General features: G+C 40.3%; 15 protein-coding genes and 1 pseudogene. 9 read left to right on the top strand and 7 right to left on the bottom strand.

Annotation, left to right across the window (positions count from 1 at the left end):
- The first annotated feature begins 147 nt into the window (after positions 1-147).
- Together AC4II3_RS06500 and AC4II3_RS06495 are read left to right on the top strand one after the other, a co-directional pair.
- Positions 148-1656 carry a methyltransferase domain-containing protein gene (locus AC4II3_RS06500; protein ID WP_490722791.1) on the top strand — a complete coding sequence of 503 codons (1509 nt, stop codon included), beginning with the start codon at positions 148-150 and terminating at the stop codon, positions 1654-1656.
- A 29-nt stretch (positions 1657-1685) separates the two neighbouring features.
- Complete coding sequence (locus AC4II3_RS06495) at positions 1686-2642, top strand: class I SAM-dependent methyltransferase (RefSeq protein ID WP_488007827.1); 957 nt, start codon at positions 1686-1688, stop codon at positions 2640-2642.
- Positions 2643-2660: 18 nt separating this feature from the next.
- Here AC4II3_RS06495 and AC4II3_RS06490 read toward each other — a convergent pair.
- Positions 2661-2813 (bottom strand): annotated as a pseudogene (locus tag AC4II3_RS06490) (IS4 family transposase); the annotation flags it as partial.
- A gap of 193 nt (positions 2814-3006) precedes the next feature.
- On the opposite strand from AC4II3_RS06490, the gene AC4II3_RS06485 reads away from it, so the two are divergent.
- Together AC4II3_RS06485 and AC4II3_RS06480 are read left to right on the top strand one after the other, a co-directional pair.
- Entirely contained in the window at positions 3007-4035 is a 1029-nt protein-coding gene (locus AC4II3_RS06485; RefSeq protein WP_488007829.1) for a glycosyltransferase, read from the top strand.
- On the top strand, positions 4032-4739 hold the full coding sequence (locus AC4II3_RS06480) for a class I SAM-dependent methyltransferase (protein WP_488007831.1): 708 nt from the start codon (positions 4032-4034) through the stop codon (positions 4737-4739). Before AC4II3_RS06485 ends, AC4II3_RS06480 begins: the two co-directional genes overlap by 4 nt.
- Positions 4740-4823: 84 nt before the next feature.
- Here the strand turns inward: AC4II3_RS06480 and AC4II3_RS06475 are convergent, their stop codons facing one another.
- Positions 4824-6080 (bottom strand): hypothetical protein, encoded by a 1257-nt coding sequence (locus AC4II3_RS06475; protein ID WP_488007833.1) that lies wholly within the window; start codon positions 6078-6080, stop codon positions 4824-4826.
- Positions 6081-7288: 1208 nt separating this feature from the next.
- Here AC4II3_RS06475 and AC4II3_RS06470 point away from each other — a divergent pair.
- Positions 7289-8920 carry a hypothetical protein gene (locus AC4II3_RS06470; protein WP_488007835.1) on the top strand — a complete coding sequence of 544 codons (1632 nt, stop codon included), beginning with the start codon at positions 7289-7291 and terminating at the stop codon, positions 8918-8920.
- A gap of 274 nt (positions 8921-9194) precedes the next feature.
- On the opposite strand, the gene AC4II3_RS06465 is transcribed toward AC4II3_RS06470, so the two are convergent.
- From AC4II3_RS06465 to AC4II3_RS06450, 4 genes are all read right to left on the bottom strand, one after another.
- Positions 9195-9992: a hypothetical protein gene (locus AC4II3_RS06465; RefSeq protein ID WP_488007837.1), complete on the bottom strand. Its 798-nt coding sequence runs from the start codon at positions 9990-9992 to the stop codon at positions 9195-9197.
- Between the two features lie 96 nt (positions 9993-10088).
- Entirely contained in the window at positions 10089-11207 is a 1119-nt protein-coding gene (locus AC4II3_RS06460) for a glycosyltransferase family 4 protein (protein WP_488007838.1), read from the bottom strand.
- Positions 11208-11228: 21 nt separating this feature from the next.
- A complete protein-coding gene (locus tag AC4II3_RS06455) occupies positions 11229-12278 on the bottom strand; it encodes an FkbM family methyltransferase (RefSeq protein WP_488007840.1) in 1050 nt (349 codons plus the stop codon).
- 20 nt (positions 12279-12298) lie between these two features.
- Complete coding sequence (locus tag AC4II3_RS06450; protein ID WP_488007841.1) at positions 12299-12994, bottom strand: class I SAM-dependent methyltransferase; 696 nt, start codon at positions 12992-12994, stop codon at positions 12299-12301.
- A gap of 269 nt (positions 12995-13263) precedes the next feature.
- On the opposite strand from AC4II3_RS06450, the gene petP reads away from it, so the two are divergent.
- From petP to chlG, 3 genes are read left to right on the top strand one after another with little or no spacing between them, the layout of a single operon-like run.
- On the top strand, positions 13264-13458 hold the full coding sequence (gene petP, locus AC4II3_RS06445) for a cytochrome b6f subunit PetP (protein ID WP_293117703.1): 195 nt from the start codon (positions 13264-13266) through the stop codon (positions 13456-13458).
- 42 nt (positions 13459-13500) lie between these two features.
- Positions 13501-14601: a Get3/ArsA fold putative tail anchor-mediating ATPase NosAFP gene (locus tag AC4II3_RS06440; protein ID WP_488007843.1), complete on the top strand. Its 1101-nt coding sequence runs from the start codon at positions 13501-13503 to the stop codon at positions 14599-14601.
- Between the two features lie 9 nt (positions 14602-14610).
- On the top strand, positions 14611-15582 hold the full coding sequence (gene chlG / locus AC4II3_RS06435) for a chlorophyll synthase ChlG (RefSeq protein ID WP_075903100.1): 972 nt from the start codon (positions 14611-14613) through the stop codon (positions 15580-15582).
- Between the two features lie 83 nt (positions 15583-15665).
- On the opposite strand, the gene AC4II3_RS06430 is transcribed toward chlG, so the two are convergent.
- On the bottom strand, positions 15666-16418 hold the full coding sequence (locus AC4II3_RS06430) for an FkbM family methyltransferase (protein WP_488007846.1): 753 nt from the start codon (positions 16416-16418) through the stop codon (positions 15666-15668).
- 14 nt (positions 16419-16432) lie between these two features.
- Here AC4II3_RS06430 and AC4II3_RS06425 point away from each other — a divergent pair, with 14 nt between their 5' ends.
- Positions 16433-16588, top strand: coding sequence for a hypothetical protein (locus tag AC4II3_RS06425; RefSeq protein ID WP_488007848.1), 156 nt, complete (start codon positions 16433-16435; stop codon positions 16586-16588).
- Positions 16589-16734: the final 146 nt, after the last annotated feature.

Genomic DNA, 16734 nt, shown 5'->3' with positions numbered 1-16734 from the left:
CCCTTTAGCCGAGAGGAGGCTTAGGTGGTGCTTCAAGAAACTTTCATCCACCTGCGGGGACTGAATTAAAAAAAAGGGTTTTCAATCCGGACTTGTGATCAGACGTAAGTTCGAGCTATTTTATCAACACCTGGGTGTAACAACAAGATGACACAAACCTTAAGAGATATCTGTTGGTGTGGAAATACTGAGCTAACTGAATTTTCCCCTGACTACTTGGCGTGCTCTCAATGTGGCACTCTAGTGTCAAAAACTGGTTTGAGGTCTGAGCAGCTCCGTGTACAGGATGATAACCATGACTTTTACGGTAAAGAGTACTGGTTGTCTTATCAGACCGAGCATTATGGTTTTCCTGATATTCGTCAACGAGCCCGTCAAGATTTACCAGAGCGATGCCTCCACTGGTTGCGGACACTGATGGCTTATAAACTACCATCAGCCAAAGTGCTTGAGTTAGGTTGTGCTCATGGTGGCTTTGTGGCCATGATGGGTTGGGCAGGTTTTGATGCTATGGGTCTGGAGCTTAGCCCTTGGGTGGTGGAATTTGCCCAACAGACATTCAATATCCCTATTTTGTCAGGACCGATCGAGGATCAGCAACTAGAACCAGAATGTTTTGATGCCATCGTACTCTACGATGTCCTGGAGCATCTACCTGATCCAGTGGCTACCATGAGCCATGGGGCATCTCTTCTCAAGGAAGATGGTATTTTCATTGTGCAGATGCCCAATTATGAAGAGGGTAAAACCTATTCAGAGATGGTTGCTCAAAAGGATCATTTTTTAGATCAAATGAAATCTATTGAGCATATCCATCTTTTGAGTAGGCGAGGGGTGTCAAAATTCTTTAAGAACCTCGGTTTTGAATTTCTGCAATTTGAACAACAGTTGTTCGACTATGATATGTTTTTCGTAGCTAGTCGGCAGCCTTTGGTGCGCTATACTGATCAGCAAATTAGTTACTATCTGCTCAAAAGTCCATCTGGGCGAATGGTTCATGCATTACTGGACAAATCATCTGACTTTAATCAACTCCAAGTTCAGTATCAAAACACCCAAATTGAGTATCAAACTAGCGAGACTAGGCGTGCTGAGCTTCTGAAGATTATTGAGCAACAGGATCAAGAGATAGCTTCCTTGCGCTCTCAGGTCAGTACAACTGTGACAGACCTCCAGCAGACTAAATCCCAATTAACCCAAGCTCAATCAGACCTTCAACATACTCAGTCACAATTAACCCAAGCTCACTCAGACCTTCAACATACTCAGTCACAATTAACCCAAGCTCACTCAGACCTCCAACATACTCAGTCACAATTAAATCAATCAAACTCAGACCTTCAACATACTCAGTCACAATTAACCCAAGCTCACTCAGACCTTCAACATACTCAGTCACAATTAAATCAATCAAACTCAGACCTTCAACATACTCAGTCACAATTGGCACAGTCACAGGAAAAAATTCAGCATTTTAAGCAAAATCAATTACAGCAAATTCATAACCAACTGAACGAAAATGAGACTAATTTGAAAGTAATTAATGTAGAAATTGCGGCCATGAAGACCAGTAAGTTTTGGAAATTGCGATCGCTCTGGTTCAAATTTAAAGGGTTTGTTGGTCTCCCTACAGATAACCAAAAAAATTTTCAATAATTAACGTTAGCTAAAAGAGGAGTTTAATCATGCTTGATCAGCTGCTCGAGCAAGTTGTCAGTGCTAAAGAACCATTGAACAGTTATGAGACGGTGAAAGAAGCTGTTGAAACCATTGATGGTTTCCTAGTTCCTGGTCAAGAAGAGTTCTTATTCAATAAAGTTAAGTCTCTTCCTGAGGATGCTATTATTGTTGAAGTTGGGTCTTATAAAGGAAGGTCTACGGCAGCTATGGCGTTTGCCTGTGTGGGGACTAATCGAAAGATCTACTGTATCGATCCATGGATATGGGAATTTCACGACCCACCGGACGAGAGTTTCTTTGACACATGGAAAGAAAACCTTGACAATTACCAACTGACTCCATATATCATATCTTTTCAGGGATGTTCTTCAGAAATTCTGAAGCGTTGGGGTGAATTAACGGCGGAAAAGACGATTGACTTTGTTTTTATTGATGGTTCTCATGAATACTTAGATGTGCTGACGGATTTTGGGTTATTATTCCCCCTGATGAAAGTTGGGGGATGGATGGCTTTTCATGACGTTGTTGAAACTTGGCCTGGATCCGACTATCTATGGCATGAGATTGTAAAATTTCGTCTTACAGACCACGAGTACTCAACGACCCTTGCCTGTGGTCGAGTGAAAACGACTCAAGAACTCTCCGAGGAGTTACAAGAACTTCATGAATTGCCGACATTGCTAGTTCAATCACAACAGCTTAAAGAGAGCGTAAGCCTAGAATTGCAACAAACTCAAGAGCAATTACAACAAACTCAAGAGCAATTACAAAACACCCAAGTAGAGCTCATTCAATCCCAACAACTTCAAGATAGTAAAAGTACAGAACTGCAACAAACTCAATACGAATTACACCACACCAAACTGGAAGTGGCGGCCATGAAGACAAGTAAGTTTTGGAAAATGCGATCGCTCTGGTTCAAATTTAAAGGGTTGCTTGGTCTCCCAACAGATAACGAATAAAATTTTCAATAATTAACGTCGAAAAAATCGTTGCAGTCGTTTGTAATTTGACTCGGACAGAGCCTTTCCCTCACATCCCAATGCCAGTTCACTCAGGTTCACTGTCTTTACTTTCAGCAATGCCAGATTAAACTTGGCTAGAAACGAGACTCTCGGTCCGTGCCATCCCACATGGGGTTGGAGGGCTTTCTTAAATTCGCCCTTATTTGGTTCATGGGGTTTGAGTCACTGTCTTCAATTGTGAGAAAACCCCATCGTGCTCTTCTTTTCAAGCTTTTTGTCCTGTACTGAAGTTAGGGGTAGACTTTTTGCAGGAAAACATGTACTCTAACTTAATAGTTTTTCATAGTCTGAGAGGAAATAAATGGGACTCTCAAAGCTCTCACCGCCAAAACAGTCTCTAAATCAGTCTCTAATTACTGACTTGACTGATAGGAAAAATCTAGTCATTGTCATTCCTTCATTTAATGACTGGGAAGCTCTGGAAAAGCTACTGCTACTTATTGATGAGATTATTATTCCTGAAGGCACCAATTTAGAAGTTGTTATTGTTGATGACTATTCAACTATGCCCATCCCACATTCACTGACTCATCAAGAACATCGCCAGATTCGAGCAGTTAACATCCTTCGACTTCGCCGCAACCTTGGTCACCAGAGAGCGATAGCGGTTGGGTTGTCCTATGTATATAGCCACTCAGACTGCGACTGGGTTGTGGTGATGGACGGTGATGGGGAAGATAATCCCTTTGCCATAGAGCACCTCCTAAATGTCTCGGACAAGACAGGTAACAATAAAATTATTTTTGCTAAGCGCAGTAAGCGGTCTGAAAGCTACACATTTAAGTTTTTCTATTTCATTTACAAAAAGCTTTATCTCCTGCTTATAGGGAAAGAAATTAGCGTCGGTAATTTCAGTTTATTACCTGTTTATTTATTGAAGAACGTCGTAGTGATTTCCGAAATTTGGAATCATTACTCATCAGGCATTTATCGCTCTCGAATTCCCTATCTTGAAGTAGATGTGCCCCGGGCGAAGCGACTAGCTGGACAGCCCAAGATGAACTTAGTGTCCCTCGTGACACATGGCTTGAGTTCTATTGCAGTTTACGGAGATATTGTCGGGACAAGAATCTTATTAAGTGTTGTAGTTTTATTACTTATTTTGTTGTTGCTGTTAGGCTTAGTTTTGCTGATTAGAGTCTTTACCGATTGGGGGATACCAGGCTGGGCTACCTACGTGTCGGGTTTATTAGTTCTATCTATGTTCCAACTTGTCTTAATCGGAACTGTTTTCAGTCTGATCATCCTGTCAACGCGCAATCAGTCCAACTTGATTCCAGTTCGCGATTATAAATATTACGTTGATGATTTCTTTCCTTTAAAACCATGAGCCAGTTTACCTATGTCGGGACAGAGTTAGAGCTATTTGCTCAAGCCAAGAATTGGAAAAACTATATAAGAGTCTTATTAACGAAATATATCAAAGGTGATGTCTTAGAAGTGGGTGCAGGGATAGGAAGCAACACCCGTTTACTCTGTCGCTCCCAATATAGTCAGTGGTTGTGCCTAGAGCCAGACAATCAGCTTTTCCATGCTCTAGAACAATCGATTGATTTAAATGGTATCTTCAACTGTTATGCCCGTAATGGCACTATTGATAGTTTGACTAATGAGCAATTCTTTGATTCAATTTTGTACCTTGATGTTTTAGAACATATCCACAATGATAATCAAGAAGTTATCAAAGTGTCTCAACATCTAAAAGCTAATGGAAATTTAGTTATTTTAGGTCCAGCTCATCAAAGATTGTTTACTCCCTTCGATGCAGCTATTGGTCACTATCGTCGCTATAGTCAATCCAGCCTTAAAGCAATAATACCAGATAATCTCAAGATTGTTAAATGTCTCTATTTAGATAGTGTGGGTTTACTAGCTAGTCTAGCTAATAAACTGATACTTAAGCAAAGTCAACCAACTTTAAAGCAAATACAAGTATGGGATAGTTTAATGGTTCCTCTCTCTATAAAGTTAGATCCTATCTTCAGATATACATTAGGAAAATCAATTCTGCTAATAGCTAAAAAAATATCCTGATCAAAAAATTTTCAAGGTTAATTTTATAGTTATATTTTCAAAAATTAACCCTAAAAATTATTTGGAATAGCACCATTGCCTAATTCATTTGGGAGGGCTATAAAAACTTCTAAAACCTTTCCACACTTTACCACCTTGTTGAATGTTTTTATTAGCTAAAGACTCCCAATACTGGTTAGACTTACGTTCAAAATATTCTATAGACTCTAAATCCTCAAAAGACTCTTGAGATTCTTTTGAGATTACCGAAGTTTGAGCCAACCTTTCTCTAAGAGCTTGATAATTAGAAATAGCTACTTTCTGAAATTGAAGAACTATAGGAGTAAAACAAAGCATTATCCATAAAAAAGCTATAATTATATGAATTTTAGCAAAAATTTTTGAGATTTTATACCCAAGCCAAACAAAAGCCAAAGGAACAAGTGAGATTGAAGCTACCCATTGTCTTGGTAAAATCCAATAGTTACTCCGAAAAGAGACATAAGATAAAAATATAGATATTCCCAAGGCTATAATTATTAGAAAAATAGGACTGATGAGTTCTTTAAGATAAACTTTCCTAAGTTTTGGGTAAACTATAATAATCGAGAAAATAACGAAAATGATAATAAGCAAGGGATATAAAAGTTTTCGTAAGAAGTCAAAATGACTGAATTCCATAAAAGTGATGAGTAACTGCTCCTTTTTTACCCAATGAAAAGGATCAAATGTAAATTCTGGGCGCTGTCGTAACCAAGTTAATAATCCTAAAGTAAAATAGACTATTGTGCCGAGGACAGAAAGAGGAATATTCGTATGTTTAATGACAGAATTAATGGAAATTTTTTGGCCCGTTTGAATTAATTTTTGCAAGTATGTAAATACAATAATTGCGAACCAATAAACAGAAAAGTAAGGATGGAATAGTACCCCCATTAAAATAGAAAATAATCCAAAAAATGTAAAAATCGGACGGGTTCTTTGGGGCAAAGGGGTACTGTAATAGGCTAAGGTACAAACGGTAGCAGTTACTAAAGGCATATAAGGGCGGGCTTCACCCACAAAATACATTAGCTGACTTTGAGAAAAAAGAGCAAGAATACCAATCACTTGCCAGACAAAGGGCATGCCCCAAAGACGGAACAGATAAATTGCTGCTAAAAACAAGACCAAGCCCGAGAAAATACTGGGAAATCTTAGCCAAAAGATGTTAGCACCAAAGAGCTGCATTAACCAGTGGTCAATAAGCATATAAATGCCTGTTTGTCCATGATTAATCGTTAGAATAGACTGACTGATATATTTCCAAGCTTCAGCCGTTGTATCATAGCTACCGAAAGCAAAATGTAAAAACTCATCCATCCAAATTGGCCGACCAAAAGATGAGTGTAATGCTACACAGAACAGAGATAGTACTAACAAGCAAATGTTAGAAATATGGTAATTGATTAATTTCTTTTTCATCACCCTCAACAACCATTGATAAAAACACCATTAAAACGGTATTAATATGAATATGCTAAAAGGTTAGCCCTAAAAATGTTTAATCTTGTAATAAAACTTTACCTAGCGGTACTTAGACAAGTATAAAAGCAAAAATCAGGTATAATAATTGCTCTAGTTAGCAGCTATTATGTGGTTATGTTTAGGGGATCGCTCCCATGAGAAAAACTCCCCCCCGCAGCAATGCCTCCCGTTTCGGTTAAATGGTGTAGTACTATGGTAAATTTTGGAATTACCGATCGCCCGTTTCTGGAATCATAAGCCCATTCAGCAACGCCAAAAAGTTTTTTTAGATTGGCATCTTTTTTAGTAATTGATCCTACTTAGTCTAGGAGATCCACAAATGACTTAGGATTACTAGAGTACAATATACCGTGCTTGATAATACCGTGCTTGATAATAACGATAGACAGACATCATGGATTTTTGTAAACTTTTATTACTGAATTCAACACTTCTGTTCCCATTGCCTATAGTATATTCTTGGCTAACACCGATGAAAGGCTAGCAGTCGTTGCAATTCTGGATTCGGTCAGAAGCTCTCACATTTATGGAGACTTTGGTTTTCTCGGTAACTCGTGGGCATGGCCAATGCACCAACAGACCCAAAACCCAATTGAAGGAAAGATAGCCAGCCCACTTTACGCTGGTTGCTTCGCCGTAACTATAATCAAGATGTCTTAACTTTTCAGACTGTTTTCTCTTCCCTTTAATTTCACAGTAAGTATTCAGCCGTCAGCCGTGAGCTTTTAGCTCACGCTGCGCGAACAGCCGTCAGCTAAAAGCTCACGCTACTTGAGGTGCTGTCAGCTGAAGTAACTCAGCATTATTCCAATGCTTACCTGTTTTCTTCAAAAGCACCTCAAGTAGCGCATTAGCTGGTAGCTGATAGCTGACGGCTGAATGCTTACAAATTAAGATTATTGAGAATCAGCCTTAGGTGGAAATCTTGGACTGAAGGGATTTTCAGAGATGCCGTGAAAAGTCAGCTCGTGTATTAGAGTATTGAAACCATGTCACCGTAAGACGATGGCTGTAGACCTTTTAAAGTTGAGCTAATACAGTTTATGTTGAAAACTCTAAATAACCGCAAACTATTAAGCAATTTGATTGTATTAGCATTGATGCTAATTACTTTTTTTAGTATAGCCTATCAAACCGGACTAATTACCTCTGGTTTTCGTTATTTTATTGACGATCATCTTATCCCTCAAGTCTCTTACGATTTAACCACTAAAGGATTTTTTCAAACTGTATCTGCTTGGATCAAAATTGATAAAAGCTTAAATAGGTTTAGGCCTTTTTATATCATTCATTTAGTCACGGCAACCAAACTATTTGGAGTTAATTCAACCTTATGGTATTCGTATATTACTCTATTATCAACTTTGACCACTTTTTTCCTTTTTGTATTTGGAAGATTATTGAATTTTTCAGTGTTAATTGCATTTGTTTTTTCGATATTAACGTTGCTAGGAAGGCAATCCGACATATGGACAAGGCCAACACTTCCAGAGGCTTATGCCATGTTTTTTCTATCGGTATCACTCGTATTTTTGGGACTAAGTTGTAAAAAGAAATATAATGAATATTTTACTAATGTAGTCTTTGTTATATTGACTATTTTCATGTCTCTTTGTAAAGAATCTTTTATTATTTTTATTCCAACATTAATGGTTGGAAAACTTTTTTTATATAAATATGAAAGACAACAATCACTTTTGCAAACTATCAAGGATAATAAATTTCCTTTACTATTTCTCGCTTCTATATTTGTATTAGAAATTTATTATATTCTTTTCTCTTTGGGAACTGCTGGGATGGGATATGCAGGAGTAGATGAAAGTAGCTTTAAATTTTCTTCAATTTTATCAACCAGCAAGGTTTTTTTTACAGAGAGTCATTTAGTCATCGCTTTTATTGGTTTAGGATTATCTCTAATTTTGACCAAATTAAATCGAGATTCAATCTTAATACCACTCAGGGAGTTTGCCCCTTTTTTGATACTCCTATTGGTTTCGGCAGCTCCTCACATTTTGCTCTATTCTAAATCTGGAATAAATCCTGGTTATTATTTATTTCCTGCCATTGTAGTAGCTTGCCTTTTTCTGGCAAAAGTTTTGTCTTATATGGCTCGTTATTCTCAATGGTTAAGTCTTTCCCTAGTAGCCATATTAGTTGTGATTCTGTTAAATAGAGTTCCCTTAGTTTGGAATATGTACTCTCTACAAGCAAAGGATAGTAAGTACATGAATAATTTCTTGAAACAAGTTGAATTATGCACTCCTAATAATGACAAACTTTTAATAGTTGCTAATCCGCGCGTGCGTTATGAAGTACTTGCAGGAACTTTACCAACCGTGCTTAAACAGGTTATTAATAGAGACAATTTTTTAATAGCAACCTATGGGTTAGAAAAGACTACTTTTTATTCAGATACACTAAAAGAAAGTGAAAAAATTTGGGAATTTCTCAACCCGGAAAGCGTTCTTGGATTATATCAAAACAAAACTATTTTGAATACAAAAAATAAAAGTGATATTGAAGCCGTTATAATTTTTGATGGTTTAGATAATGATTTTATCAAAACCAATAAAGACTGGTTTAGCCCTCAAGACTATGATTTCCATGAATTTAAAATTAGCTTTTCTCTAGTTCACTTATATTGTAAACAATCACTTAGAACCCAGAAATGGTGAATGTATTCACAAAAATTTACATTTACAAAAAATTGATTCCTATTGACAGGCGATCGCTTCACAATCCATCCGGTAGTGGTACACAGGTAGTGATTTTGTCTTGCTGTTAGGCATTTAATGCCTAACAGCAAGACAGAAGCCAGAAGCGATGCAGTCGCTCATGGGGGAAACCACTGGCGCTTTGCATCAAGACACTGGTTGGATTCAATTACTTTTTGCCAGGATTTGCTGCAATAATTGCTCTGTTTTTCTTTTCACAAATCCCCCGATTATCTTAAAGGGATGAGAGCTGCTTCCCTTTGTCTCCCCCCCCAGATCTACGAGGAAAACTAACTATTTTTTGATAGTCTAAAGGGTTAAAAAAACGCTCAGGAGTAAAGGGAGCAGAAAAGGCATCATTGACTAAATCTTCACGGACATAAAATCCATTGGCAGAATATAATCCGCAACCTACTAACACCATCCCCTTACGGCGAGCTAGCTTCTCTAAAGCTACAAGAGAAGCTCCATAAGCACTAGAATTACAATCCCAGCGATAATTAGGGTCATAGGGCATGATCCATTCTTGAGGTGGTGGATAGGAATGATTATGCTCTAAACAAACAACTCTAGGTTGTATAACCGAAATAGCCTCATAAACATGATAGTCATTACTATCAATATCCACTGAAAGAAAATCAATTTCTCCAGTAATACCAGCACTTTCAATTAAATCATTAATATTTTCGGCGTTAACTACTGCTTCGATAAATTTTAAGCGACCTTCAGCGATGGCATCTTGATGATTGGCTGGAATAGCTTGTGCATAGTCTGGATAGGATTCTAGCCACAATCCTGTCCATCCCTTTTCTAAAAGATAATGACTATTGTTTTCTTCTCCTGTTTCTGCTCCAAACTCCACAAAAACCTTTGATTTTATCCCAATTCTATTAAAGATTTCTTCTATAATGCCGTCTTCATCCGCTTGAGAGTGTACCTTAAACCCAAAATGCTCTAACCTTCGTGGATCATCCCCTGCTCGAATCTTGCGGTCTTGTTTAATTTGTTCTATCACTGAATCCTGTTTATTCATGACTGTATTACCTCACACCGATCCAAATATTACCGTCTTCGGGGTTTGATTAGCAACTAATACTGCTGACAAACTGATAGCGGTGTCCAGGATTCATCAGCTAATTGAACGATAGCCATCCAAAGTCAGTTGAGCGGTCTTTTGCCACGTGAAAAGCTTAGCGCGTTGCTGTCCTTTTTCAATCATAGATGCTCGGTGTTCTGAGTTTTCTACAACTATTTCCATAGCGTTAACTAGTCCATCCACAGAATCTGGATCAAATAAACTAGCTGCATCTCCTACTACCTCAGGTAAGGAAGAGGTTAAGCAGCAGATAACTGGACATTGGCATTCCATTGCCTCTAGGGGCGGTAAACCAAATCCCTCATAGCGGCTGGTATAAATTAGGGCTTGGGCATTACAATATAGGGTTTTTAGTAGGGCATCATCACCCCTAAGATAGATGAAATTTTGCCGCATATTATGCTCTTCCATAACCCTTAATTCTGATTCCAAAAAATCACAGGAACCCCCAAAACACACTAATTTGAAATTATCCCGTAATTTAGGACTAGCAGCAAACGCTTTGAGGACTATTTCAAAATTTTTATATTTTGAACGAGTTCCCACATAAAGGAAGTAAGGCTGACTACGGCAATCCTTTGGTAATTCACATTCGTTAGCGTCTTGAATGCGACTTGCCCAATAGGTTACTTTAGTTTTTTCCGGATTAACTCCCAATAATTCTACTAAATCATTGCGGCTATTTTCGGAAGCTACAAAAATTAAATCAGCTTGTTCAACTAGCTGCTGCTTATTTTTAATTAATGGCTGAAACTTAGCTTGTCCTGATAAAAATTTTTCGGGAATCATATCATGGATCGTGATCACAAGTTTCTTAGGTTTAACAATCTCGACTAAGTCAGCATCATAGTAGGTAGGATGATAGATATCATACTGTCTACCGAATCTACGGACAAACCATTGAAAGGAGAGTTTATTGATAGTGTCATTAATGGAATTAATCTTCGTAAAGGGCAATTTTGGCATCACCCAATATCCGGTTAGTTGAGCGCGATACTCTGAGATATCATACCCATCGCTCTTGATACCACGATGCCAATGAATTGAGCAGTCAGAGTTTGGCGATAACTCTCGGATTAACTCAATAAAAATTCGGGATATACCACCAAATTTCTGGATGGCAAACATTTGATGATCGTAGAGAATATCCACCGATTACCCAATCCCCCTATCTTACATGCTTGTTAGAGAAAAGATATCAGGTTCTTTTAGTTTATTACTATCTTCCTTTGTCTCTAAATTTTGATAGACTTTACTCAATTGATGTTCACGCTCGGAGCCAGAAACCATCAGGAATAAATTAGCGCTTGTCGCACTGCCTAATGTTAGTGCTGCTTCTGGAGTTGGTATAGATTTTAGTACTCTTGGGTTAGAATCGACGATCCAGCCCCGGAGGTTTTGATTGTAAAGATTCACCAGACAGGACATCAATGCTTCCCGTCGCTGCTCATTTAGATTCTTGGCACTCACTTCCATCATGACCACTAGATTTGGTGAGCGCTGGATGGTTTCCATGGCACCATTTAATACAGCAAATTCGTATCCTTCTACATCTATCTTGATGGCATCTATTTGGGATAATCCCAACTCCGGAAGTATGGAGTCTAGACTACGGACTGGAATTGTGATCTTTTCACGCAAGGCAGACCGTTTAGTATCATCCATACCACTAAATGCGGATTCCTGGGTAATATAAAAGTCTGTTTCTCCATTTTCAGCACCGACGCATAGGTCATGGCAAGAAACTAACTGTTGTAAGTGGTTAACTTCTACATTTTGTTGTAAAAGCTGGTAGGCATCTGGGTTAGGTTCAAAGGCATGAACACAACCGCTAGAAGTTAATTTTGTAGCTGATGATACGGCGTAGTAACCAAAGTTTGCTCCTACATCTAGCACAATGGAATTGGCATCGAGCAGACCTAAAAAGAGTTGGGCATCAAAGTATTCTTGGTAATGGCCATAGTAAAAGTCGCACCCCAGTCGATCCCCGACATCAACATGGAATGTCAAGCCTGATGGCAAATTCACTGCTTGGATATCCCGGACCCCTACTGGATGGAGTTTCTCTCGAAGCGATCGCAAAAACAAGGTGTAGGGTACCGCCAAGTTGGGGAAATCCATCGCCTGAGGCAGAAAATGGTGGAATACCTGAAGATAAATCTCCATCTTCTCCAACTCATTTATGGACTCATGGCTAGGTAAATGCTCTTCCTGACTATCCATTAATTCGTAAACTCGTTTAGTTATTGTTTAGCAAAATTATACTTTGGCGTGACAATCTCAGGTGAAGGAACTAAATCACTGACTTGTAACTCTACTGTAGATGCTAAAAATATTCCGCGTCTTTGGTGCTTGGTTTCCGTTTCCCAGAAATCTTCATGGTCTACATAACCCTGATAGTCGTATAGATAAGGAAATCCTGAAACTTGGAGCATTTTCAGCAAGCAACTTCGGCTAGGAATCATGGCATGGTAGGTTAAGCCCTGGGTTTCATTTTTACCTTCTTCAACTAGATAGGTAACTGGTTCATCAAAAGGGACATTCATACTTTCAATAAATAACACTTTTTTGGTTAATAACTGCAAATTACGAATGACTTTGAAGGGATTTTCTGTGTGATAGAGCAAGCCGAAGCAAAACACTAAGTCTGCTCCAGCAAATTGAGCCATCTGTGGGGTAAATTCAACATCAACCTGATAAAATTTAACTTCAGGTACCCGTTTACTTGCTTCTTCAACAAGTTCTTGTCTCCCCTCTAAACCAATTACATTTACTCCCCAATTCACCAGCTTTTTAGAAAACCAACCGGGACCACATCCCACGTCAAGACAAGTGGTAAAACTTAATCCCTGATTGATTCTCAGCTGATTGAGAACGTTTTCCGCTACAGCCCAGCGGGCTTGATTAATCGCAATATAGTAAGGTTCATCAAATAACATGGTTATATTTTGGATAAAATTTCGATCACAAACTTGTATAGCAAAGGGAGTAGGGAGTAGGGAGTAGGGAGCAGGGAGTAGGGAGCAGAGGCACCCTCACCACACTACCCACACCTCCCACACCTCCCACACTTCCCTAGATTATGGGTATTCAACCGGACTTGATATCAGTCCCAGGGGCAGCAGTGGAACTTATGGCAGTTTTCCGTGATGTGATCGCGACAGATTCCGGTAAACTGAGGGGTGGTTTATCGTATGATCTAGTAGCAATGAAAATTGGGCAAAAAGTAAAAGTGTTTCGTCTAAGAGACCGGGTAGGCAACAACATCGCAAGTAAACTGGGACAAATAGGGACGATCACAGATTATAAAATGACCGATGGCAGTGGAGTTGGCGTGACAGTGAAATTTGAGGACAACAGCTCTACCTGGTTCTTTGAGGATGAATTGAAAGTCGTAGACTAGATTGTAATAAACGCGATCGCACCGAGGCACGAGACTTGCACTATGGCACGGATTCTAACATTTCTGGGTAAAGGCGGCACAGGTCGCACTACTGTGGCAATTGCTGCCGCTAAGCAGCTGTCGAGCCTCGGTCAACGAGTGCTACTAGTAGGACAAGACCCAAGTCCTAGCTTTGGACTGCTGCTGGGGCTATCCCCAACGTCTGACCCGGTGGAAATAAGTCCTAACCTCCGGGTAGTACAACTAATGACTACAGTACTACTGGAACGCAGCTGGGAAGATGTCAAAAAGCTAGAGGAGCAATATTTGCGATCGCCTACCCTAAAAAATGTCTATGGTCAAGAACTGGGCATCTTACCGGGGATGGATCATGCTTTAGCCCTCAACGCCCTTCGGGAGTACTACCAAAGCGGTCAGTATGACGCGATCATCTACGATGGCACCTGCTCTCAAGCTACCCTGAGAATGTTGGGAATGCCAGAAATTATCAGTTGGTATAGTCGTAGATTTCGCCAAGTCATGGCAGATTCTGACCTGGGCAAAGCCATTTCCCCCTTTATCCAACCAGTCACTAGCGCCATCCTAAATGTGTCATGGACGAGTGATGACTTTGCTGGTGAATCAACGAATCAGGCCAACAATATGTTGGAGGATGGAAAAAATGCGATCGCAGATCCCAATCGGGTCGCATCCTATCTGGTCACTACCGATGACCCCGTAGCCATTGCCACAGCCAAGTATCTGTGGGGTAGTGCCCAACAAGTGGGTGTTACTGTCGGTGGTGTGCTGGTAAACCAAACCCCGGTAACCCCAGCAATAGAATCAGAATTTGCCCCTCTAGTCGTTAATGCTCTTCCCACTTCCCCACCAGGGGAAGATTGGCAATCCCTGATTGATGCCCTGCCAGATTTTAAACAGGCATCCCAGGCACCTAGACCTATGACTATCGACATTCCTGGTCGCAAGGTTCGTTTATTCTTACCAGGTTTTAACAAAAAGCAGGTGAAACTCACCCAATACGGTCCAGAAGTCACCGTTGAAGCCGGGGATCAACGGCATAATATCCTGCTGCCCCCACAACTTAGTGGTCAATCCGTCAAAGGAGCTAAGTTTCAAGATGGCTATTTAATAATTTCATTGTAGGTAGTCATTATGACTGAAGAAAATCTAACTGAACAAAGTGCCAAAACCCGTCAGCTACTGGGTATGAAAGGCGCAGCTCCTGGTGAAAGCAACCTATGGAAGATTCGCCTGCAGTTGATGAAGCCAATTACCTGGATACCCCTGATGTGGGGGGTAGTGTGTGGTGCTGCTTCCTCCGGTGGCTACACTTGGACACTCGAAGACCTTCTGATGGCCGCCGCCTGTATGTTGCTTTCTGGTCCGTTGATGGCAGGGTATACCCAAACCCTGAATGATTTCTATGACCGCGAAATCGATGCCATTAATGAACCTTACCGTCCTATCCCATCAGGAGCCATCTCTATCCCCCAGGTGATCACCCAGATTGTGGTGCTACTCCTAGCAGGTATCGCTCTTAGCTACGGACTCGATGTTTGGGCGGGTCATGAATTTCCGACACTCACCTGTCTTACCCTAGGTGGTGCGTTTCTAGCGTATATCTATTCTGCCCCACCTCTGAAACTGAAAAAAAATGGTTGGCTGGGAAACTATGCTCTCGGTGCCAGCTATATCGCCCTGCCTTGGTGGGCAGGTCATGGCTTATTTGGTCATCTTAACCTGACTATTATGATTCTGACCCTGTTCTACTCCCTGGCAGGGTTAGGTATTGCAGTAGTTAATGATTTCAAGAGTGTGGAAGGCGATCGCGAATTGGGCTTAAAATCCCTACCGGTCATGTTTGGTGTTACCACAGCAGCTTGGATTTGTGTGGTGATGATTGATGTCTTTCAAGCAGGGATTGCTGGTTATTTAATCAGCATTGATCAGAAGCTCTACGCTGCTATTCTCATCCTATTAATCATCCCCCAAATCACCTTCCAGGATATGTACTTTCTTCGTGACCCCCTGAAAAATGATGTCAAATACCAGGCTAGTGCGCAACCGTTTTTGGTACTAGGGATGCTAGTTGCTGGTTTGGCTTTGGGTCATGGAGCCATTTAAAGATTATCAAGTCCGGTTAATCACTTATATATTAGGTAGTGAACCGGACTTGATCTTAAAGCTTACTACTTACAGTGAATCGGTCAACCAGGGTAAGAAGCAATCAAATCAAGGTTTTTTGGAAGTTCCCCACCATCAGGTTTGTCTAAGACTTGAATCTTGTAGCCCAAAGATTCTAACAACTGACAACATTGCTGATAGACAGGTCGTCCATGGATAGACAAGATAATGGTAGGATGAGCACTTGCCAATAGAGATTTGGCACCAAGTAGAACAAACTTCTCATGGCCCTCCACATCAATTTTGATGCAGTCCGGTACAGGAATTTCACCACTGGCAATCAGTTCATCTAAACTGACCATCTTGACTTGGAGTGTTCCTTTAGAAGAAATACCCCCCTGATAACTACCAGACGTTTCTCTAAAGGATGCCATACCAGAGCGCTCTGAAACCGCTGCTGGCATAACTGTGGCATTGGTAATGCTGTTGATAGACAGATGTTTTCTTAAGTAACCAAGGTTTTGGGGTAGGGGCTCAAAGGAAAAAACTTTTCCCTTCTCACCGACTAGCACCGAAGTCAATAGTGTAAAGAAACCAGCGTGAGCTCCAATATCAAATACAGTGTTTCCTAATTTCAGAGTTTTCTCAAGCACCCGTTGGTTGTCATACTCATAAGTCCCTAACCAACAGCCGTTTCTCCCAGCACCAACTATCCATTTTTTTCCGGCGAGCTTACCTAGCCAGATCGGCATTGTCATCTGAGGAGGAATTAGCCTTAAGGGCAAACGTAAAACCTGACCCAAGAGGCTTTTTCGGGAAATCTGTTCCAAATCCATAGTTTGATTACCTGATGAAGCTGAAAACTATTAGAGTTTCTATTGATAGAATTCCCGAAAGTTATGGTCAAGTAACAGTTTTACCGTTAGCTATCAGCGGTCAGCGGTCAGCGGTCAGTGGTCAGTGGTCAGTGGTCAGCGGTCAGTGGTCAGCCGTCAGCCGTCAGTAGTCAGCTTATTTTATTCAAAAGCTGTTCGCGTAGCGTGTGCGTAGCACATTAGCTAATAGCTGATAGCTAATAGCTGATAGCCCATAAGCTGATAGCTGATAGCCCATAAGCTGATAGCTGATAGCCCATAAGCTGATAGCTGATAG

This window comes from Moorena sp., assembly GCF_982860115.1.
Note: the sequence above shows the minus strand (reverse complement) of the source record. Positions and strands in the feature narration are given on the sequence as shown.